General features: G+C 65.0%; 24 protein-coding genes and 1 tRNA gene. 14 read left to right on the forward strand and 11 right to left on the reverse strand.

Annotated features, from left to right (window positions below; genetic code table 11):
* The first annotated feature begins 64 nt into the window (after positions 1–64).
* Positions 65–541 (forward strand): transcription elongation factor GreA, encoded by a 477-nt coding sequence (gene greA, locus A6F68_RS10535; RefSeq protein WP_067679650.1) that lies wholly within the window; start codon positions 65–67, stop codon positions 539–541.
* A gap of 24 nt (positions 542–565) precedes the next feature.
* Here the strand turns inward: greA and A6F68_RS10540 are convergent, their stop codons facing one another.
* From A6F68_RS10540 to A6F68_RS10560, 5 genes are all read right to left on the reverse strand, one after another.
* Complete coding sequence (locus A6F68_RS10540; RefSeq protein ID WP_232308119.1) at positions 566–802, reverse strand: DUF4170 domain-containing protein; 237 nt, start codon at positions 800–802, stop codon at positions 566–568.
* Positions 803–897: 95 nt separating this feature from the next.
* Positions 898–1,320 carry a hypothetical protein gene (locus A6F68_RS10545; RefSeq protein WP_067679653.1) on the reverse strand — a complete coding sequence of 141 codons (423 nt, stop codon included), beginning with the start codon at positions 1,318–1,320 and terminating at the stop codon, positions 898–900.
* 28 nt (positions 1,321–1,348) lie between these two features.
* On the reverse strand, positions 1,349–1,672 hold the full coding sequence (locus A6F68_RS10550; protein ID WP_067679656.1) for a hypothetical protein: 324 nt from the start codon (positions 1,670–1,672) through the stop codon (positions 1,349–1,351).
* The gene (locus A6F68_RS10555; RefSeq protein ID WP_157096715.1) at positions 1,669–2,073 is read right to left on the reverse strand and encodes a phage holin family protein; all 405 of its coding nucleotides are present in this window, start codon (positions 2,071–2,073) and stop codon (positions 1,669–1,671) included. Before A6F68_RS10555 ends, A6F68_RS10550 begins: the two co-directional genes overlap by 4 nt.
* Before the next feature lie 23 nt (positions 2,074–2,096).
* On the reverse strand, positions 2,097–2,699 hold the full coding sequence (locus A6F68_RS10560) for a hypothetical protein (RefSeq protein WP_067679660.1): 603 nt from the start codon (positions 2,697–2,699) through the stop codon (positions 2,097–2,099).
* A 174-nt stretch (positions 2,700–2,873) separates the two neighbouring features.
* Between A6F68_RS10560 and eno the strand changes: the two genes are divergently transcribed.
* The gene (eno, locus tag A6F68_RS10565) at positions 2,874–4,154 is read left to right on the forward strand and encodes a phosphopyruvate hydratase (protein ID WP_067679663.1); all 1,281 of its coding nucleotides are present in this window, start codon (positions 2,874–2,876) and stop codon (positions 4,152–4,154) included.
* Between the two features lie 7 nt (positions 4,155–4,161).
* Here eno and A6F68_RS10570 read toward each other — a convergent pair whose 3' ends face one another.
* Positions 4,162–4,470 (reverse strand): hypothetical protein, encoded by a 309-nt coding sequence (locus A6F68_RS10570; RefSeq protein WP_067682464.1) that lies wholly within the window; start codon positions 4,468–4,470, stop codon positions 4,162–4,164.
* Positions 4,471–4,546: 76 nt separating this feature from the next.
* Between A6F68_RS10570 and A6F68_RS10575 the strand changes: the two genes are divergently transcribed.
* Both A6F68_RS10575 and A6F68_RS10580 read left to right on the forward strand, forming a co-directional pair.
* Positions 4,547–5,623, forward strand: coding sequence for a phosphotransferase family protein (locus tag A6F68_RS10575; RefSeq protein ID WP_067679666.1), 1,077 nt, complete (start codon positions 4,547–4,549; stop codon positions 5,621–5,623).
* Between the two features lie 2 nt (positions 5,624–5,625).
* The gene (locus A6F68_RS10580) at positions 5,626–6,696 is read left to right on the forward strand and encodes an Rv3169 family protein (protein ID WP_067679669.1); all 1,071 of its coding nucleotides are present in this window, start codon (positions 5,626–5,628) and stop codon (positions 6,694–6,696) included.
* Here A6F68_RS10580 and A6F68_RS10585 read toward each other — a convergent pair.
* The 4 genes from A6F68_RS10585 to A6F68_RS10600 all read right to left on the reverse strand — a co-directional run bounded on the left by A6F68_RS10585 (position 6,693) and on the right by A6F68_RS10600 (position 8,698).
* Positions 6,693–7,619: an aldo/keto reductase gene (locus A6F68_RS10585; protein ID WP_232308120.1), complete on the reverse strand. Its 927-nt coding sequence runs from the start codon at positions 7,617–7,619 to the stop codon at positions 6,693–6,695. The genes A6F68_RS10580 and A6F68_RS10585 overlap by 4 nt on opposite strands.
* Before the next feature lie 2 nt (positions 7,620–7,621).
* Entirely contained in the window at positions 7,622–8,170 is a 549-nt protein-coding gene (locus A6F68_RS10590) for a GNAT family N-acetyltransferase (protein WP_067679676.1), read from the reverse strand.
* Positions 8,167–8,586, reverse strand: a complete 420-nt coding sequence (gene ribH / locus A6F68_RS10595) for a 6,7-dimethyl-8-ribityllumazine synthase (RefSeq protein WP_067679679.1) — start codon at positions 8,584–8,586, stop codon at positions 8,167–8,169. Before ribH ends, A6F68_RS10590 begins: the two co-directional genes overlap by 4 nt.
* A 22-nt stretch (positions 8,587–8,608) precedes the next feature.
* Positions 8,609–8,698: transfer RNA gene (locus A6F68_RS10600), tRNA-Ser, on the reverse strand.
* 88 nt (positions 8,699–8,786) lie between these two features.
* On the opposite strand from A6F68_RS10600, the gene A6F68_RS10605 reads away from it, so the two are divergent.
* The 10 genes from A6F68_RS10605 to mazG are packed head-to-tail and all read left to right on the forward strand — an operon-like array spanning position 8,787 to position 17,738.
* Positions 8,787–9,794, forward strand: a complete 1,008-nt coding sequence (locus A6F68_RS10605) for a lytic murein transglycosylase (RefSeq protein ID WP_074428346.1) — start codon at positions 8,787–8,789, stop codon at positions 9,792–9,794.
* Positions 9,778–10,878, forward strand: a complete 1,101-nt coding sequence (locus A6F68_RS10610; RefSeq protein ID WP_067679686.1) for an SPOR domain-containing protein — start codon at positions 9,778–9,780, stop codon at positions 10,876–10,878. The genes A6F68_RS10605 and A6F68_RS10610 overlap by 17 nt, the downstream gene beginning before the upstream one ends.
* A gap of 54 nt (positions 10,879–10,932) precedes the next feature.
* Entirely contained in the window at positions 10,933–12,072 is a 1,140-nt protein-coding gene (locus A6F68_RS10615; RefSeq protein WP_232308121.1) for a D-alanyl-D-alanine carboxypeptidase family protein, read from the forward strand.
* Positions 12,072–12,710, forward strand: coding sequence for a dTMP kinase (gene tmk, locus A6F68_RS10620; protein ID WP_067679689.1), 639 nt, complete (start codon positions 12,072–12,074; stop codon positions 12,708–12,710). Before A6F68_RS10615 ends, tmk begins: the two co-directional genes overlap by 1 nt.
* The gene (locus A6F68_RS10625; RefSeq protein WP_067679692.1) at positions 12,707–13,669 is read left to right on the forward strand and encodes a DNA polymerase III subunit delta'; all 963 of its coding nucleotides are present in this window, start codon (positions 12,707–12,709) and stop codon (positions 13,667–13,669) included. The genes tmk and A6F68_RS10625 overlap by 4 nt, the downstream gene beginning before the upstream one ends.
* Positions 13,662–15,218 carry a methionine--tRNA ligase gene (gene metG / locus A6F68_RS10630; protein WP_067679695.1) on the forward strand — a complete coding sequence of 519 codons (1,557 nt, stop codon included), beginning with the start codon at positions 13,662–13,664 and terminating at the stop codon, positions 15,216–15,218. The genes A6F68_RS10625 and metG overlap by 8 nt, the downstream gene beginning before the upstream one ends.
* Positions 15,215–15,991, forward strand: a complete 777-nt coding sequence (locus tag A6F68_RS10635) for a TatD family hydrolase (RefSeq protein WP_232308122.1) — start codon at positions 15,215–15,217, stop codon at positions 15,989–15,991. Before metG ends, A6F68_RS10635 begins: the two co-directional genes overlap by 4 nt.
* Entirely contained in the window at positions 15,988–16,755 is a 768-nt protein-coding gene (locus tag A6F68_RS10640) for an MBL fold metallo-hydrolase (protein ID WP_067679698.1), read from the forward strand. The genes A6F68_RS10635 and A6F68_RS10640 overlap by 4 nt, the downstream gene beginning before the upstream one ends.
* Entirely contained in the window at positions 16,752–16,922 is a 171-nt protein-coding gene (locus A6F68_RS15215; protein WP_198152591.1) for a hypothetical protein, read from the forward strand. Before A6F68_RS10640 ends, A6F68_RS15215 begins: the two co-directional genes overlap by 4 nt.
* A gap of 54 nt (positions 16,923–16,976) precedes the next feature.
* Positions 16,977–17,738 (forward strand): nucleoside triphosphate pyrophosphohydrolase, encoded by a 762-nt coding sequence (mazG, locus tag A6F68_RS10645; protein ID WP_067679701.1) that lies wholly within the window; start codon positions 16,977–16,979, stop codon positions 17,736–17,738.
* On the opposite strand, the gene hflX is transcribed toward mazG, so the two are convergent.
* Complete coding sequence (hflX, locus tag A6F68_RS10650; RefSeq protein ID WP_067679704.1) at positions 17,733–19,031, reverse strand: GTPase HflX; 1,299 nt, start codon at positions 19,029–19,031, stop codon at positions 17,733–17,735. The genes mazG and hflX overlap by 6 nt on opposite strands.
* Between the last annotated feature and the right edge of the window lie 12 nt (positions 19,032–19,043).

Raw genomic sequence — 19,043 nt, forward strand, 5'->3', positions numbered from 1 at the left:
GTTCCACCGAGCGGCAGGGTCTCGAATTGTCCCGGAACACGCGGCACAAGAGAAAGAAAACGGGATGGCAACTATGGAAAAGGTGCCGATGCTGGCCGAGGGTTACGAGCGGATCGCCGCCGACCTCAAGGTCCTGCGCGCCGAACGTCCGAAGATCGTCGACGCTATCGAGGAAGCCCGCGCGCACGGCGATCTTTCGGAAAACGCCGAATACCACGCAGCGAAGGAGCGCCAGGGCCAGGTCGAGGCGCAGATCGCCGATCTGGAAGATCGCATCAGCCGCGCGCAGATCATCGACCCGGCCTCGCTGTCGGGCGACCGCATTGTGTTCGGCGCGACCGTCACGTTGCTCGACGACGAGGACAAGCCGGTGAAGTACCAGATCGTCGGCCAGACCGAGGCGGACGCCAAAGTCGGGCGGATCAGCTATAACTCGCCCCTCGGCCGTGCGCTGATCACCAAGAAGGTGGGCGACGAGATCGAGGTGACGGTTCCGTCGGGCGACAAGTTCTACCTGGTCGAGAAGATCGAATTCATCTGAATGCTCGCCGGGGGCGGGGAAGGGCTACTGGCCCTGCGCCTCCGGGTCGAGCAGCTTGTGCAGGTGGACGATGACATACTTCATCGCCGCATCGTCGACCGTGCGCTGGGCCGCGCCGCGCCACGCATCTAATGCGCTGGTGTAGTCGGGAAATACGCCAACGACGTCGATTTCATTCAGGTTCTCGAACTCGAGGGTCATCGGGTCGGTCACCCGGCCGCCCATGACAAGGTGCATCAATTGCTTCTTGGATTCGGTCATTTCTGGGTCCTTGGGGAGGAATGCGCGGGCCCCATAGGCAAAGCGGCGCGGCAGGGAAACCCCGCAGCGCCGCTCAGCTGTTCAGGTTATTCGGATCAGTGGAAGCGCGAGCGGAGGTCGCCGATCGTCTTGCTTGCAGTCTTCCCGGCATTGCGCGCCGTGTCGCCAAGCGTTTCTCCGAGATCAGAAACGCGATCCTGTCCCGCGCGGGCAGCGCTGCCTGCATTGTCGAGGAAGCGGGTGCCATAGGTCAAAGCCAGATCGGCGAGCGCTCCCGCGATCACCGCGCCCCGTGCACTTGCTTTCTTGCGGACTTTACGTCCCGGTCCGGGAAGAAGGGAGGCGACGATAGCGCCCAATGCCAGACCGCCTACGACAGTCGCCACGGGGTGCTCTTTCACCAAGGACGTCGCGCCATCCGCGGCATCGCGGGCATAATCACCGAAAGACCGCTCTGCGTTGCGCTTTTCCGCAGCTTCGATCTTCTGCTTGAGTTCGGTACGCTTCGTGCTGGTCATGATGGTTCCTTGAATAAGCCTTGCCCTTTCAACGGGCAGCCTCCTCGTTCTGTTCCGGAGGCGCCGGACCTTCGTCGTCCTCGGTGAGGAGGTCGATAATCGGATGGCGGGCAAACCACAGCACGATCGCGGCGATCAGCGTCGCGATGATGCCCTTGTTGTTGTCCGCCACCTCCATGGCCTCATCGAGCGCCTCGGACGCGCCTTCGCCGATCCGGTCCACGATGCGGCTCGAAATGCTCTTTCCAGCGAGGCTGGCGCGCAAGTGCGCAAGGTCGGCGTCGAATAACACACGAGCGGCGTCGCGCAGTGCGCGGTCCTCGCGAAGCTGCTGTTCAAGCGCGTCGCTCATTCGCGTGTCTCCGCGTAAGCCGCAGCGAGGCGCGCAAACTTTCGTTTGGCTGCGAGCGCGAACCAGAGGCCGGCGATGACGAGAATTCCCACCACGACAGCAGTGGCACCCCACGCTCCGATCACCGGCGTCAGCGCGATTACAGCCCCGACTACTAGGGCCACCAGCGCCAGGTGAAAAAGGGCGAAGGCGACCACGCCAAAAGCCGCCCCGGACTTGCCCCGGTCGAAAGCGAATGCCGCGCGGGTCTTCTGGAACTGGATCTCTGTCTCAACGAGCGTTCGCCCATCGTCGAGGAGCGCAAAGACGTCGTCGGTCAGCGATTGCTGTTGTGGGGCGACAGCATCCGCCGACGATAAATCGTCGACGGATGCGTCGAAACCCGGATCATGCGTGTTCAAACAGCCCTCCCGAGCAGGAAGGGTCAGTCGTTAGAACCGCGGAAGAGCCGTGCCAACAGGAACCCACCGACAGCGGCGATACCGATCGCCAGGCCGGGGCTCTTGCGCACGAATTCGCGGGCGTCCTCGCCGATCTCGTCGACGCTCTTGGCATCGATCTTGGCCGAGGTTTCCTGCAGCGTGCGCGACGCCGAGCGGGCATAATCGCCGTACTTGGCGCCCAGCTTTTCGTCGACCGTAGGCGCGGTGTCGAACACCGCACGACCAAGGGCGAGAAGCGCCTCGGCGACCTTGCTCTTGCCGTCGACGGCGAGCTCGCCCGCCTTGTCCTTGGCCTGGACGCCGTAGTTCCTGGCCTCGGCCACCCAGTCCTCGCTCTGTGAACGGGCCTGGCTGCGATAGGCGGCTGCACGTTCGCCGGCTTCGCTGCGTAGGGCCGCGGCGCCTGCCTTGGCTTCCTCGAGCGCGGCATTGAACCGGCTCTTCGCGAGCTCGGTGTTTTTCGGTGACGCGGCCGCGGCGGGCTTGCTCGGAGTGGTGGCGGTGCCGGTGCCTGCAACCTTCGCAGCAGGCTTCGACGCGGGCTTGCGCGTCGTTTTTGGCTTGGTGGGGGTGGCTTCGGCCATGACTGCTTCCTTCTTGCCCTCTCGAATACCAATTCATCGCGCGTCCGGGGGGTGTCGGACGGTTCATTGCTGCAACGCAACTTGCGCCGCATTGTTCCGCCGCATAGAGCGCGGCAGCCTCCCGGATATGGGAGTGTCCTACCTGAATACAACACCCTTTCGACGGAGCGCCCAATGACCGCGATCATCGACATCCACGGCCGTGAAATCCTAGACAGCCGCGGCAACCCGACGGTCGAAGTCGACGTACTCCTCGAAGATGGCAGCTTCGGCCGCGCGGCAGTGCCTTCGGGCGCATCGACCGGTGCGCACGAGGCGGTTGAACTGCGCGATGGGGACACGGGGCGCTACCTCGGCAAGGGCGTGACCAAGGCCGTCGAAGCCGTGAATGGCGAGCTGCGTGAGCTCCTGGTGGGACTCGACGCCGAAGACCAGCGCGACATCGATCTCGGGATGGTCGAACTCGACGGCAGCGACAACAAGGGCAGGCTGGGGGCCAATGCAATCCTCGGCGTGAGCCTCGCGGTCGCCAAGGCGGCCGCCGACGCGCGCGGGCTGCCGCTCTACAGCTATGTCGGCGGCGTTTCGGCGCATGTCTTGCCGGTGCCGATGATGAACATCATCAACGGCGGCGAGCACGCGGACAACCCCATCGACATCCAGGAATTCATGATCATGCCGGTGGGCGCTGACAGCCTCGCCGAAGCGGTGCGTTGGGGCGCGGAGGTGTTTCACACGCTCAAGAAGGCGCTTCACGCCAAGGGTCTCGCTACCGCCGTCGGCGACGAAGGTGGTTTCGCGCCGAACCTTGCGAGCACGCACGCCGCGCTCGATTTCATCATGGGATCGATCGAGCAGGCAGGATTCAAGGCCGGGCAGGACGTCGTCCTTGCGCTCGACTGCGCGGCGACCGAGTATTTCAAGGACGGAAAGTACGCGATGACCGGAGAGGGCGTTTCGCTTTCGCCGGAAGAGAATGCCGCGTTTCTCGCCGAACTGTGCAATGCCTACCCGATCCGCTCGATCGAGGACGGGATGAGCGAGGACGACTTCGCGGGCTGGAAGGCGCTGACCGACCTCGTCGGCGACAAGGTCCAGCTCGTCGGCGACGACCTTTTCGTGACCAACCCATCGCGCCTGTCGATGGGCATCGGCAAGGGCCTCGCAAACTCGTTGCTGGTCAAGGTCAACCAAATCGGCACCCTGACCGAGACGCTTGAGGCGGTCAGCATCGCGCAGCGGGCAGGGTACACGGCTGTAATGAGCCATCGTTCGGGCGAAACCGAAGACGCGACGATTGCCGACCTCGCGGTCGCGACGAACTGCGGCCAGATCAAGACCGGATCGCTGGCGCGTTCCGATCGGCTTGCAAAATACAACCAGCTCATCCGGATCGAGGAGGAGCTGGGGGCCAGCGCGCACTATGCCGGCGCGGGATGCTTCGGTCGCCTGTAGAGCGCGCTCACTTCTCCTCTGCCTCGACCTCGCGCTCGATTCTCGCGGCCACTGGTTCGAGACGGTCCATCACCTTCTTGTTCTTGGGACTGAGCAGGTACTGCCATACGCCGTAAGCGTTTATCGCTAGCAGAATCGCGTTCATCGCGGCGATCGGCATCGCATCGCCGGTGATGCCCGAAACGACCCATGTGGCGGACACCGCGCAGAAAAGCACGAAGCCCCACCCGGTGACCTTCCGACCGAGGTCCGCGGCGACGAGCGCGGCGGCGATCATCGTGCCAATCGCGGCGATCCATTCGAGTGGTCCATCCATTTGTCGCATCCCCTGTTCGGCGTCGATTGTCATAAGCCCCGTGCCAGCTTAGCGTTCCAGCGTGAGAGGAGCGGGTTTGGGCGATTTTCCGACGACAGCAGCGGAGGTTAGCGCCGAGTGGCTGACCGGGAGGCTGCGCCAGGCCGGCGCGCTGGATCACGGCCGCGTCACTTCAATCGAGTGGCAACCGATCGGCACCGGGCAGGTGGGCGACAGCGCCCGGTTTGCGCTGCGCTACGAGGGCGGGGAGGGGCCGCCGACGATCGCGGGCAAGTTTCCCGCTGCCGACCCCACCAGTCGCGGCACCGCTGCGGCATTCGGACTCTACGTCAAGGAGGTCGGCTTCTATCGCGAACTCGCGCCAAAGCTCGATGTGCGCGTGCCCCGCACCTATGCGGCCGAGGTGAACGACGACGGCGGCGAATTCGTGCTGTTGTTCGAAGACCTCGGGCCGTGCCGGCAGGGCAACCAGCTCGACAGCTGTTCGCTCGCCGACGCCCGCCACGCGGTGCGGCAGGCCGCCGCGATCCACGCGCCGAGCTGGAACGACCCGACCATTGTCGATCTCGAATGGCTCAGCATGAAGCCCGAGGCGGTCGCGCAGATCATGGCGATGTACCCGCAGGCGCACGCGATCTTCGCGGACCGTTATGCCGACAGCCTAGAGCCCGAACTCATGGCTGTATGTCATAGTCTCAACGAGGCGCGCGAAGCGTGGTTCGGGCGCGAGCAGCGCGATCGTTGCCTCATTCATGGCGATTTCCGGCTCGACAACATGCTGTTCGACATTCGCGGCGGCGAGGAGCCGATCGCGGTGCTCGACTGGCAGACCGTGAGCACCGGAAGCGGGCTTACCGACATCGGATACTTTCTCGGCTGCGGCATCGGCGACGCGTTGCGGCGCGAGGCCGAGGGCGAACTGCTCGATCTATACTGCGCCGAGATGACCGCGCGCGGGGTGCCGCTCGATCACGGCGCAGTATGGGACCACTACCGGCTCGGCGCGCTCCACGGCATCTCGACCGCGGTGTTCAGTTCGGCCTTTGTCGAACGCACCGAACGCGGCGACGCGAATTTCCTGTCGATGGCGCGCGGCGCGTGCGCGTTGGCGCTGGCGCACAACAGCATCGGCTTGCTGAGCGGAAAGGGCTGATCATGGTGCTGACGAAGGGTGACGACTATCCGCTCCACCAGACCGCCGAGCCGGTCGCCTATGCCGGTACCGACCGCAATTTCTACGATCGCTACTTCTTCAACGGCTACGCGCCCGACGGCAGCGGGTTTTTTGCGGTGGCGTTCGGAATATATCCGCATCTCGATATCGCGGACGCGCACTTCAGCGCGATCCGTGGCGAGACGCAGCACTGCCTTCACGCAAGCCGCCGCCTTGGAATGGAGCGGATGGACCTCGCCTGCGGGCCGATCCGCATCGAGGTGATCGAGCCGCTGCACAAGCTGCGCGTAGTGGTCGAGGGGGAGGGTATCGCCGCCGACCTCACTTTTACCAGCCGGGCCTTCCCGATCGAGGAGCCGCGGTTCACCTGGCGCGTCGGCCCGCGGACGGTGATGGACTACACGCGCCTCACCCAGAACGGGCACTACGAGGGCTGGATCGAGATCGACGGCGAGCGCAAGACGGTCGCAAGCGGCACGGCCGGCACGCGCGACCGCAGCTGGGGGGTGCGCCCAGTCGGTGCACGGGACCCGCAGGGCGGGGGTCTCGCGCAGTTCTTCTGGCAATGGACCCCGGTCAATCTGCCGCGGCGGAGCCTGTTCTGGCACCTCAACGCGCATCAGGATGGCAGCACGTGGAACAGCCGCACGGTGATCGCACCCGACGGCGAGGGTGCCGAGGCGTTTACCGAACACGAACACGCCACGATGGACGCCGCGCCCACCGCTGGCACGCGCTGGCCTTCGGGCGGGACACTGCGGGTCGGCAACGAGTCGTTCGCGTTCGAGCCGCTGGGACGGTTCCAGATGCGCGGGCTTGGCTACACATCGCCAAAGTGGGGCCACGGGCTCGATCACGGCATGCTTGAGATCGAGCGCGAGGACATCGACCTTTCGGCCATCGACCCGACGCGCATCGACAACCTGCATGTCCAGATGATCTGCCGCGTGACAGGGCCCGATGGCGAGACGGGGATCGGATCGTTCGAACAGCTCGCGATCGGACCCTACGACCCGCTCGGGCTGACCGGACTGGCCGACCCCGCGCGCTAGGCGGCCGCAGTCAGCCGCGCGAGCTGGTCGTCGGACAGCTCGACACGGGTGAATTCGAGCAGTTCATCGAGTTGCCCCTTCGTCCGCGCGCTCGCAATCGGGGCGGGGATGCCGGGCTGGCGCACCAGCCAGGCGAGCGCGATCGCGGCGAGGCTCGCCCCCGTTTCGGCTGCTACCGCGTCCATCGCCGCGATCACTGCGGGGCCGTTTGTTCCCGCAAGCTGGCGAGCGCGGCTACCGCGCACCGACTTCGCAAAGTCCTCGTCGGTCCGATATTTGCCGGTGAGATACCCTGAAGCGAGGCCGAAGAACGGCAACATCGCCAGACCCCGGTCCGCGACGAGATGCTGCAAGTCGGCACCATAGGCCTGGCGGGCAACGAGATTGTACTCGTTCTGGAGCGCGGCGAATCCCGCAGCTCCGTCCTTGTTCGCTTGATCGAGCGCCGCCTCCAGCCTCGCGGCGTCGAAGTTGGATGCGCCCACCGCGACCGCCTTGCCACTCTGCACGGCGCCGTCGAAAGCCTCGACGATCTGCCCGATGTCGAGCTCGGGATAATCCTTGTGCGCGTAGTAGAGGTCCACGCGGTCGGTACGCAGCCGCTCGAGCGAGGCGTCGAGCGAACCGAGCACCGTGGCGGGTTCATAGAGCTCGCTTCCGCCAAGCATCCCGGTCTTCGTGTGCAACCGCATTTCATCGCGCACTCCGCGACTTTCCAGCCAGCGACCGATCTCCGCCTCCGATTCGCCGCCCTTGTGACCGGGCACCCACGCCGAATAGACGTCGGCCGTGTCGATCATCCGGCCACCGGCTTCGTAAAATGCGTCGAGAACCGCGAACGCCTCGTCACCCTTCGAAGACCACCCGAAGACGTTGCCGCCAAGGACAAGCGGGATACCGGCGATGAAATCGTGATCGGCCACAATTAACCCCTTTCAATGCGGCGCGCGCGCCATTGGTCGGCGGTCTGACCCCAGGCGTCGACCGCCTTGTCGTCGAATGGCGCGGGCATCCTCGTCGGCCCCAGATTTGCCGAGCCGAGCCGTTTGGCCAAAGCGACCGAGCGAACGTTCGCGGGATCGATGATGTGGATCACCTTGTCCCACCCGAGTACGTCGAAGGCAAAATCCATCGACGCGACGGCCGCCTCGTACGCGTATCCCTTTCCGGCAAACTTCTTGTGCACGCCCCAGCCGATCTCGTGCCCCGGCCATCCCTCAGGCTCCCACGGACCGACGCGCCCGACCCATTCGCCGGTTTCGCGCTCGATCACCGAAAACATGGAGTAACTCGTGATGTCCCAGGCGCCGCGGATCGTGCTTAGCACGCGCCATGCAGTAGCGCGCGGCCCGTGCCCGCCGATGTAGCGCATCGATTCCTCGTCCGCGCCCATTTCAGCGAATCCGTCGAGGTCAGCCGCCTCCGGTACCCGGAGGATCAGGCGCTCCGTGAAAAGGACGGGATAACCGTTCACCGATACTGCTGGGCGATATCGAGTAGGACCATCGCGGCCTTTGCCGCTTCGCCGCCCTTGTCCTTCTGCGCCGGATCGGCGCGGACGATCGCCTGAGCCTCATTCTCGACCGTCAGGATGCCGTTGCCAACGGCGATGCCATCCATGGTCAGCGCCATCACGCCCCGGGCGCTTTCGCCCGCGACGATCTCGAAGTGATAGGTTTCGCCCCGGATCACCACGCCGATCGCGACAAATCCGTCATAGCGGCCACTTTCCGCGACGGTCGCGATCGCTCCAGGTATCTCGAGCGCGCCGGGGACGGTCATCACGTCGTAATCGTGCCCGTTACGCTTGAGCTCCGCTCCAGCGCCGGCAACGAGCATGTCGTTGAGGTGGTCGTAGAACCGTGCTTCGACGATGAGGAATCGGGCCAAGCTGATGCTCCTTGCGCAATCGTGGCGGACGGGGTGGGATTCGAACCCACGGTGAGCGTGAACCCACGGCGGTTTTCAAGACCGCTGCCTTAAACCACTCGGCCACCCGTCCGGCGAAATGAGCGGCTAGCGGGCCGGAATGCGGTTGTCACCAACGCTTTGCGGTTTGCGCGCATGTCCCAGCTATGCGAGAAAAGGCCATGCGCCTGAAACTGTTTGCCTTCCTCGTCGCTTTGCTTGCCACGCCGGTTTCGGCGCAGGAGATGTCGTTCGACGCCTATTTGCAGCTGCTCATCGCCCGTGCCCGGGCGGAAGGCGTCAGCGAACCCACGATCCAGCGCATGACATACGACCTCACGCCCAACAGCCGGGTGATCGAGCTTGACCGAGCGCAACCCGGGACGCCGTCCTCGTCGGGCGAATTCCCGCGGCTGCAATCCTATCTGGACCGGCACGTCGATGCGGCGCGGATCAATGGCGGGCGGCGCAATTACCAGGCGCTGGGCCCGCTCGCGTCGCAACTGGAAACCCGTTACGGCGTGCCCGCGAAGATGCTCGTGGCGATCTGGGGCCACGAAACCAACTACGGCAGCTACACGGGGGATTTCGACCTCGCACGCAGCCTGGCGACGCTTGCCTGGGAAGGCCGGCGGCGTGAACTGTTCGCGACAGAATTCGTCGACTTGCTCAAGATCGCCGATCTCGGCGTCACGCGGCAGACCCTGAAGGGAAGCTGGGCAGGCGCATTCGGTTACCCGCAATTCCTTCCGAGCATCTACCTCCGCCTCGCACAGGATGGCGACGGTGATGGCCGACGCGACATCTGGAACAGCCGCGCGGATACGCTGGCCTCTATAGCGAACTACTTCCGCGATGCCGGCTGGCGCCGGGGCCAGCCGTGGGGCGTGCAGGCCAGCGTGCCCGGCGGCCTCGACTGGAATGCGCTCAAATCCCCCATGAACTCGCCGGTCTGCAGCAGGGTCCACGATCGCCATAGCAAGTGGATGAGCGTCGCCGAGTGGAAACGCCTCGGCGTACAGCCGCTCGTTTACCTCGACGACAACGTCACCGCCTCGCTGTTCCAGCCCGATGGGCCGGGTACGCGCGCATGGCTGTTAACCGCAAATTATCGGGTCATCCTCGAATATAACTGCTCGAACTACTACGCGATGAGTGTGGGGTTGCTTGCAGATGAGATTGTCCGTTGATGCCGGTTGCCGGCTTTTCGCCCTTGGCCTGACCGCCGCCACGCTCGCCGGCTGCGGGCTGGTCGGCAATGGCGGCGACCGCCCGCAGGCAGTGGCAGTGGCGACGGATCCCACGGGTCCTGCCGCTGATTATCCGATGGTGCTGGGCGATCCCTACAGCGTGGAAGGGGTGCTCTACACCCCGGCCGACACGATGAACTATGACGTGGTCGGTTATGCTGCGATCGATGCAGGGCAGGGCGTGACGGTAGCACACCGAACGCTGCCGCTGCCAAGTTACGTCGAGGTAACTTCGCTTTCGAGCGGAAAGACGATTCTCGCCCGGGTCGAACGGCGCGGGCCGATGACGGGCACCGCGATCATCGCGCTGGCCCCGGCCGCCGCTGCTCAGCTCGCAGAGGACGCTGGTGGTGCCATCCGCCTGCGCCGGGTAAATCCGCCCGAAAAGGACCGGATCGAACTCCGCGCAGGTCGCGCCGCCCCGGACCGGATCGAAACCCCCAAGTCGCTTGTCGAGGTGCTGCGGCGCAAGCTACCGGCGAGCGGCGCAGCCAGCCTCCGCGCTCCGGCGCCGGCCAGACCGGCCCTTGCAGCCGAGCGCCCCCAGGCTGCGTCGGTGGCAAAGGCATCTGCAGAACTGGCCCCTGTCTTGCGGCCAGCGACGACTCCCGCGGCCGTCCCGTCCAGTCCGGCCGCCGTCGCTGCCTATCCCCTTCAGCCGCTCGCAGGAAGCGATCAGGCCGCCAAACCCGTCGTCGTTGCACGCACAGAGCCGGCGCCAGTGGCGCTCAGGGTGCCTTTCGTGCCGGAAGCAGCGGCTCCGATTGCGAAGCCTGCGACTCCCAAAGCCGCTGCCGAACGAGGAGCGCAAGGCGGGGACGGCTTCGTCGTTCAGGCCGGCGCGTTCTCGAACCGGACAAGCGCTCAGCGAGTGGCCGAGGCCCTCGGCGGCTATGTCAGCCCGACAGGCAAGCTGTTCCGCGTCCGCACCGGTCCTTTCACGAGCCGTGGACAGGCCGAGGCGGCGCTCGCCAAGGTGCGGGCCGCCGGGTATAGCGACGCACGAGTCTATACCGCAGGTTGAACCGCCGGCTTCCGCCCGGTGGCGGGAGCAGCGTCGATTTCCTTTCCCAAGTCATTGCTGGCTGCCGCCGCGCTCGTCACGAGCGTCGGCGCCGCCAGCGCGGATCGAAAGCCCACCGATCCCGCTCCCCCGCCGCCCGAAGTGCCGATCGCGTTGCTCGTCGACCTCTCCTCGGGACAGACGCTCTATGCGCGCGAGCCCGACCGGCGGTTCATGCCGGCCTCCATCACCAAGGTGATGACCGCGTTCACCGCCTTCGAGATGATCGCGGCAGGAAAGGTCTCCCCCGATCAATTGATCCAGGTGAACGACGAGATCTGGCAGGACTGGCACGGCGTCGGATCGACCATGTTTCTCGAATATCGCCAACGGGTTAGCATCGATGCCCTGCTGCATGGCGTGACCACGGTTTCGGCCAACGATGGCGCGGCGGCGCTCGGCGCGGGGATCGCCGGGTCGCTCGACAAATGGGTCGAGCAGATGAACGCGACCGCGCGATCCATCGGCATGCGCGACAGCCACTTCGGAACGCCGAACGGGTGGATGGACGAGGGCAAGACGTTCGTCACCGCACGCGACCTTGCGACGCTCGCCGAAGCGATGATCACCCGCCATCCGGACCTCTACGAACGGTATTTCGGTCACCAGAGGCTCAAGTTCAACGGCTTCGAGCAGCGTAACCACGACCCGATATCCGGCGTTATCGAGGGTGCCGACGGGCTCAAGACGGGTTTCACCAACCAGGCGGGATACGGGTTTCTCGGTAGTGCCGAACGGGACGGTCGCCGTCTGGTCATGGTGGTTGCGGGTGCGCCGACCGGGCGGATCCAGAGGGCGACCTCGCGCGCCTTCATCGAGTGGGGCTTTCAGGCATTCCGCGGACACCCTCTGTTCGCCAAGGATGCGATCGTTGGCGAGGCGAGTGTGCAGGGCGGCTCTTCGCGCAGCGTGAACCTGATGGCGGTGCGCCCGATCGGTTACGACCTGCCTGCTGGCCAGACCGGAGATGTCCGCCTGACGATTCGCTACGAAGGCCCCTTGCGCGCGCCCATCGCCAAGGGCGAACAGGTAGCCGAGCTGGAGATAGCGGTGGAGGGCCTGCGACCATCGCGGGTGCCGCTGGTTGCCGCGGATGCGGTCGACGAGGCCAACCTCGCCGAGCGTCTTGTCAATGGCCTGGCCGGACTGTTCTGATGCGGCAAGGGCGCTTCATAGCCTTCGAAGGCGGCGAGGGCTGCGGGAAGTCGACCCAGGCGCGTCTCCTGGCCGACGCCCTGCGCGCACGTGGTCTTTCGGTCGACCTCACCCGGGAGCCCGGCGGCACGCCGGGCGCCGAAGCCATCCGCGATCTGCTCCTCGATCCGCCGGGGGAGGGGTGGGGGCCGGAAGCCGAGGCACTGTTGTTCGCCGCAGCCCGCGCCGATCACGTCGCGCGTCTGATCCGCCCCGCTATCGCACAGGGTCGCTGGGTGATTTCCGACAGGTTCGTCGATTCAAGCCGTGCGTACCAAGGCGGCGCAGGCGGAGTCGGCGACGACGCGGTGCAGGCGCTCCATGCCATCGGCAGCCGGGGACTGCGCCCAGACCTCACGATATTGCTCACCGTCGATCCCGAAACCGCGCTCGCCCGCACTCGCGCACGGGATGGTGGAAATGCCGATGCTATCGGAGGCCGCGATGCTGGCTATCATCGCGCGGTCGGCGAAACGTTCGGGAGGCTCGCGGAAGAGAACCCCGATGAGTTCAAGGTCATTTCAGGGGATGCCACGCCAGAGGAAGTCCAGACAGCCGTCTGGAGCGCCGTCGCACCTCTGTTGGAGCCCTCTCCATGACGCTTGTCGGGCACGAGGACGCCTGGCGGCAATGGCGCGAAGGGCTCTCGGGTGAGCGGATGCATCATGCCTGGCTCCTCGCCGGGAAGAAGGGCCTCGGCAAGATGCACTTCGCGCTCGCCGCTGCACGCGAGCTGGTGGCCGAACCAGGGATACCCCAGCCCGAGGGCCCGCATCCCGATATCCTGGTCCTGACCAACCTCCCCAAGGACGAGAAGGAGGAGAAGAAGCGGGACGACGGCAAGGATTACGAGCTCGCGCGCAACATCAAGATCGACCAGGTTCGCGAGATGCAACGACGGCTGACCACTCGGCCGACGCTGGGAGCTCGCCGGGCGGTGATCTTCGACCCCGCAGACGATCTCGAAAAGAACGCGGCAAACGCGCTGCTCAAGAGTCTCGAGGAGCCGCCTGCCGGAACGTTCTTCCTCCTCGTGGCCCACCGCCCCGCACGCCTCTTGCCGACCATCCGGTCGCGATGCCGCACGTTGCGTTTCCCGCTGCTCGACGAAACCGCGGTGGCGAAGATCCTTGCCGAAAGCGCGCCGGATGCCGATCCGGCCACCCGCGCCGCAGCGATAGCCGCAGCGGCAGGGTCGCCGGGTGCCGCGCTCGAATTCGTCGCCCAGGAACTCGGTCCGGTGGATGCGCTCATGCAACGGATTGTCCAGAACGGAGACCCTGACTTCGCCCTCCGGGGCAAGCTCGCAGCCGAGATCGGCGCACGACCCGACCGGGAGCGGATGGCCGCGGTTCTCGACCTGGCAAGGGCGACGCTCGCGCGGATGGCGGCGAATGCACCGCGCGCCGCGCTTCCGGCGATCGTCGATGCCCATGCCGACATCGTCCGTCTTTCCGCGCAGGCACCGACCCATAACTTCGACCCGGGATTGCTGGTGATGCAGATCGGCGGCTTGCTCGCCTCGGCAGCCGCCGCTAGCAGCCTCGCCGATGCCTGACCCATATTATCTCACCACCGCAATCAGCTACCCCAACGGGCCCCCGCACATCGGCCACGCCTACGAGGCGATCGCGGCCGACGTCATTGCGCGCACCAAGAGGGCGCAAGGCTACGACGTGCGGCTGGTGACCGGCACCGACGAACACGGTCTGAAGATGGCCAAGACGGCGCGCGACGCGGGCCGCGACACGCTGGAATTCGCGACGGAAATGTCGAACTATTTCCGCGAGATGTGTGCCGCTCTTCACATCGACTACAGCGCATTTCGGCGCACCACGGAAGATCAGCACCACGCCGCAAGCCAGGCCATCTGGCAGGCCATGGCGGACGCGGGCGATCTATACCTCGACCGCTACGAAGGCTGGTATTCGGTCCGCGACGAAGCCTTTTATGGCGAAGGCGAGCTTATCGAGGGCGAGGGCGGTGCGAAGTTGTCGCCCCAGGGCACGCCGGTCGAATGGCAGGTGGAGGAAAGCTGGTTCTTCCGTCTCTCGAAGTATCGCGATTATCTTATCGAGCTCAACGAAACGCCTGGTTTCCTGGAGCCGGAGAGCCGCCGCAACGAAGTACTCGCGTTTCTCAAGGGCAACGACTTGCGCGACCTTTCGGTGAGCCGCACCAGCTTCGACTGGGGCGTACCGGTGCCGGGCAGCCCGGGACACGTCATGTACGTCTGGGTCGACGCGCTGACGACATATCTCACCGGCATCGGCTTTCCCGACCGGGAAGGGGATTTCGCGCGCTTCTGGCCGGCGAACCTCCATCTCATCGGCAAGGACATTGTCCGCTTCCATGCGGTCTATTGGCCCGCCTTCCTCAAGAGCGCGGGCCTTCCGGCACCGAAGGCCATCTTCGGCCACGGCTTCCTGCTCCACCGCGGCGAGAAGATGTCGAAATCGACCGGAAACGTCGTCGACCCGCTTGAGCTGGCGGAGCGCTACGGTGTCGATCAGCTCAGGTACTTTCTTCTTGCCGAGGTCCCCTTCGGCAAGGACGGCAGCTTTTCGGCCGAGGCGATCGTGACGCGCTGCAACGCCGAACTCGCAAACAGCTTCGGCAACCTCGCGCAGCGCGTATTGTCGATGATCTTCAAGAACCTCGACGGTGCGCTGCGTGCGGATCTGCCCGTGTTCGATGCGGATACCGATCTGTCGGACTTCGTTGCCCGCGAGATCGGCACGATGCACGAGCGGTTCGAGGAACTGGCGTTCAGCGAAGGCATCGAAGCGTGGATGCGCGCGGTGTTTGCCTGCAACGCCTATGTCGATGACCAGGCCCCCTGGGCGCTGCGAAAAACCGATCCGGAGCGCATGACCGCGGTGTTGATGACGCTAGTCCGTCAGGTCCGCGATCTCGCGATCGCAATTCGCCCGGTGGTGCCGTCGAGTATCGACCGCCTGCTGGACCAGATGGGAATTGCCGAGAATGCGCGCGATTTTGCCGCGTTGGCAAACCGCGATTGGCTCTCTGCGCTCGGCGACTTCCGACTTAGTCAGCCAATAGGGGTGTTTCCCCGGCTCGAGTTGGCCGAGGACGAGCCCGCGTGAGGCTGATCGACAGCCATTGCCACCTCGAATACGAAGGCGTGGTCGAGGATCGGGCCGGCGTTCTGGCAAGAGCAAGGGCGGCGGGGGTGAGCGGCATGCTCAACATCTCGACGCGCGAAAGCGACTGGGCGCGCGTGATCGGGACCGCCGAAGGCGAGCCTGACGTCTGGGCATCCGTCGGCATCCACCCCCACGAGGCCGACGCGCATGCCGACCTTGGTCGCGAAAAACTGACGACAGCAGCAGATCACCCGAAGGTCATCGGTATCGGCGAAAGCGGTCTCGATTACTACTACGACAAGTCTGATCGCGCGGTGCAGCGCGACCTGTTCCGCATGCATATCGGTGTTGCGCGCGAGACCGGCCTTCCGGTCATCGTCCATACGCGGGACGCCGAAGAGGATACCGTCGCCATTCTGGCCGACGAGATGGAGCAGGGCGCTTTTCCCGCCCTCATCCATTGCTTCACGGCTTCCAGGGACTTCGCCGGCAAGGTGCTCGATCTCGGGCTGACCATCTCCCTGTCCGGCATCGTGACTTTCAAGAACGCAAGGGAACTGCAGGAAATCGCGAGCGAATTGCCCGCGGATCGTTTGTTGGTCGAGACCGACAGCCCCTTCCTCGCGCCCGTTCCGCATCGCGGCCGTCCATGCGAACCGGCGTTCGTGCGCGACACTGCGGCCTTCGTCGCGAACTTGCGCGGGGTTCCTCTTGAAGATCTCGCGGAAACGACGAGCGACAACTTCTTCCGGCTGTTCGGCAAGGCCGCATGAAGCTGGTCATGCTCGGCTCGGGCACCTCGACCGGGGTCCCGCGTATCGGAGACGACTGGGGGGATTGCGATCCGTCCGAACCACGCAATCGGCGGACGCGGGTGTCGATCGTCGTGGAAAGCCGCGAGGGCAAGCGCCTGCTTGTCGATACCTCCACCGATCTGCGCCACCAGCTTCTCGCCAATCGCATCGACAAAGTGGACGGCGTTTTCTGGACGCACGATCACGCCGACCACTGCCACGGCATCGATGATTTGCGGGTGATGCGATACGATCGGTCGGGACCGCTGCCCGGTTTTGCTGCAGACGAAACCGCCCGCCGGCTGCGGGCGCGCTTCGGCTACGTGTTTGCCGGCGAGCACGGCTATCCCACCATCTGCGAGTTGAATACGCTCGAGCGACTGCGCATTTTTGCCGGGTTCGGAATCGCGCATTGCCAGATGCCGCACGGTCCCGCCAGGTCGACGGCCTACCGCTTCGATGCTGACGGAAAATCAATCGTTTACGCGACGGACTTCAGCGAGATTGTGCCGGAGCTGCTCGACCTTTCCAAAGCTGCCGACCTGCTGGTTGTCGATTGCCTGCGTCGGAGGCCGCATCCGACGCACGCGCATCTGGAAATGGCGCTGCAACTCGCCGAGCGCTCTGGTGCACGCCGGGCAGTCTTGACGCACCTCGACAAATCAATGGATTATCGCACGCTGTGCGGCGAGGTCCCCGGCAATGTCGTCGTGGGTTACGATGGCCTGGAGGTGCAATTGTGAACGAATTCGGCGCAGTCCAGCTCATTGCATTGTTTGCCTGGCTGATCCTGGCCGGAAGCGCGGTCGCTTCCTTTCGGCTCGGCTGGAAAGACGGCGTGCGGATTGGCCTGATATGGGCCGGAATTTTCGTCGCCGTTTTTCTCATCTTCAGCATGGCGATGGGGTGAGTGGTCGCGAACGATGAACGCTGCATTTAACATAATATATATTATCATCCCGAGATGACCGGCCAGCTGGACCGCCTCCTCCGCATAATGGCCACACTTCGCGACCCGGAGAACGGCTGTGACTGGGATCGCGCCCAGCGCTTCGAGACCATCGTGCCGCACACGATTGAAGAAGCGTACGAGGTCGCGGACGCCGTCGCGCGAGGCGACATCGAAGACATACGCGACGAGCTGGGCGACCTGCTTTTTCAGGTCGTGTTCCAAGCCCGGATTGCCGAGGAAGATGGCCAGTTCGGGTTCGACGACGTCGCGCGCTCGATCGCAGACAAGCTCGAAGCGCGCCATCCGCATATATTCGCCGAGGCCGAGAAACCTGGCGACGACCGTGAAGCGCGCTGGGAAGCGCTCAAGGCGGCGGAACGAGCCGACAAGGGAGCGACAAGTGCGCTCGACGGGGTCGCGATCGCGCTGCCGGCGCTGATGCGCGCCGACAAGCTGCAGAAGCGCGCGGCCCGCGTCGGTTTCGACTGGCCCGATCGTGCCGGTCCCGCCGCCAAACTGGCGGAGGAAATGTCAGAACTCGCCGAAGCCGACGCGGCCGGTCGGTTCGAGGAAGCAGGCGACCTCCTGTTCGCTGCGGTCAATCTCGTGCGGGCCTATGGCATCGCTCCAGAGGACGCGCTGCGGGCGGCGAACGCCAAGTTCGAGCGTCGATTCCGCTCCATGGAAGCAATGGCAGCGGGTGATTTCGGCGAGAGGACTCTCGAAGAGCAGGAGGCGCTTTGGCAAGCGGTCAAGGCCGCCGAACGCTCATAGCGTTTCGAACTGGCCGAGTTCCTTCGGGTTGAGCCGCACCGCGAGCCTGCGCAGAGGCCCGTCCGCACCCGAACCTGCATCGCTTTCCTCGACGACCTCGCCATGCGCATGGAGCCAGGCGATACGCTTGCCGGCGCTCGCCGGCAGCACGAATTCGTGCACACGGGCAGCGTGAGTTAGTTCGTCACCAAGCCGGGCGAGCAAATCCGCTACTCCTTCGCCCGACACCGCCGAAATCGCGACCACCATGTCATCGGCCTCGGCCGCTTCGCGCACGTCGACCGCGACCTCATCATCGAGCAGGTCGATCTTGTTCCAAACCTCGATGATGGGAATGGAGGCGCCCCCCTCCCCTTCGGTCACACCAAGATCGCCGAGTACCTCGAGGACTTGCGTTTTCTGGGCCTGGCTCGACGGGTTTGCGATATCGCGGACATGGAGGATGAGGTCGGCGCCGGTCACCTCCTCAAGCGTAGCGCGAAAGGCAGCGACTAGCTGGGTCGGAAGGTCGGAAATGAACCCCACAGTATCCGACAGGATCGCTTTTTCGACCCCGGGCAGCGAGATCGCGCGCATTGTCGGGTCCAAAGTGGCGAAGAGCAAATCTTCGGCCATGACATCTGCACCGGTCAGGCGATTGAAAAGCGTGGATTTTCCCGCGTTGGTATAACCCACCAGAGCGATCACCGGCCAAGGTGCCCTGCCCCGACGCTCACGATGCAGCGCGCGCGTCTTGCGCACGCCTTCGAGTTCCTTGCGCAGTCGCGCCATGCGTTGGCGGATCATTCGGCGGTCGGCCTCGATCTGCGTCTCGCCGGGGCCGCCGAGGAACCCGAACCCGCCGCGCTGACGTTCGAGGTGGGTCCACGAGCGCACGAGGCGGCTCTGCTGGTAGTCGAGGTGGGCCAGTTCGACCTGAAGGCGTCCTTCCGCCGTTGCCGCCCGCTCTCCGAAAATTTCCAGGATCAGGCCCGTCCGGTCGATGACCTTGCGCTTCAGGCGGTCCTCAAGGTTGCGCTGCTGGATGGGAGACAAGGCCCCGTCCACGACGACCAGTTCGGCTTCATGCTGCTCGCAGGCGACCGCCATGTTTTCGACCTGGCCCGCGCCGAACAGGGTGCCAGGGCGGACCTGGCGAACCGGAAGCACGAACGCATCCGCGATGACGATCCCGATCGCCAGCGCCAGCCCGCACGCTTCCTCGAGCCGTGCCTCGGGTTCGAGATCATGATGCCGTCCGCGGACGTCAGGACACACGACAAGGGCCCGCGCACCGCGCGAGACCTCGCCCATCAGGTTTTCATC

The organism is Tsuneonella dongtanensis (assembly GCF_001698205.1).
GTDB classification, from domain to species: domain Bacteria; phylum Pseudomonadota; class Alphaproteobacteria; order Sphingomonadales; family Sphingomonadaceae; genus Tsuneonella; species Tsuneonella dongtanensis.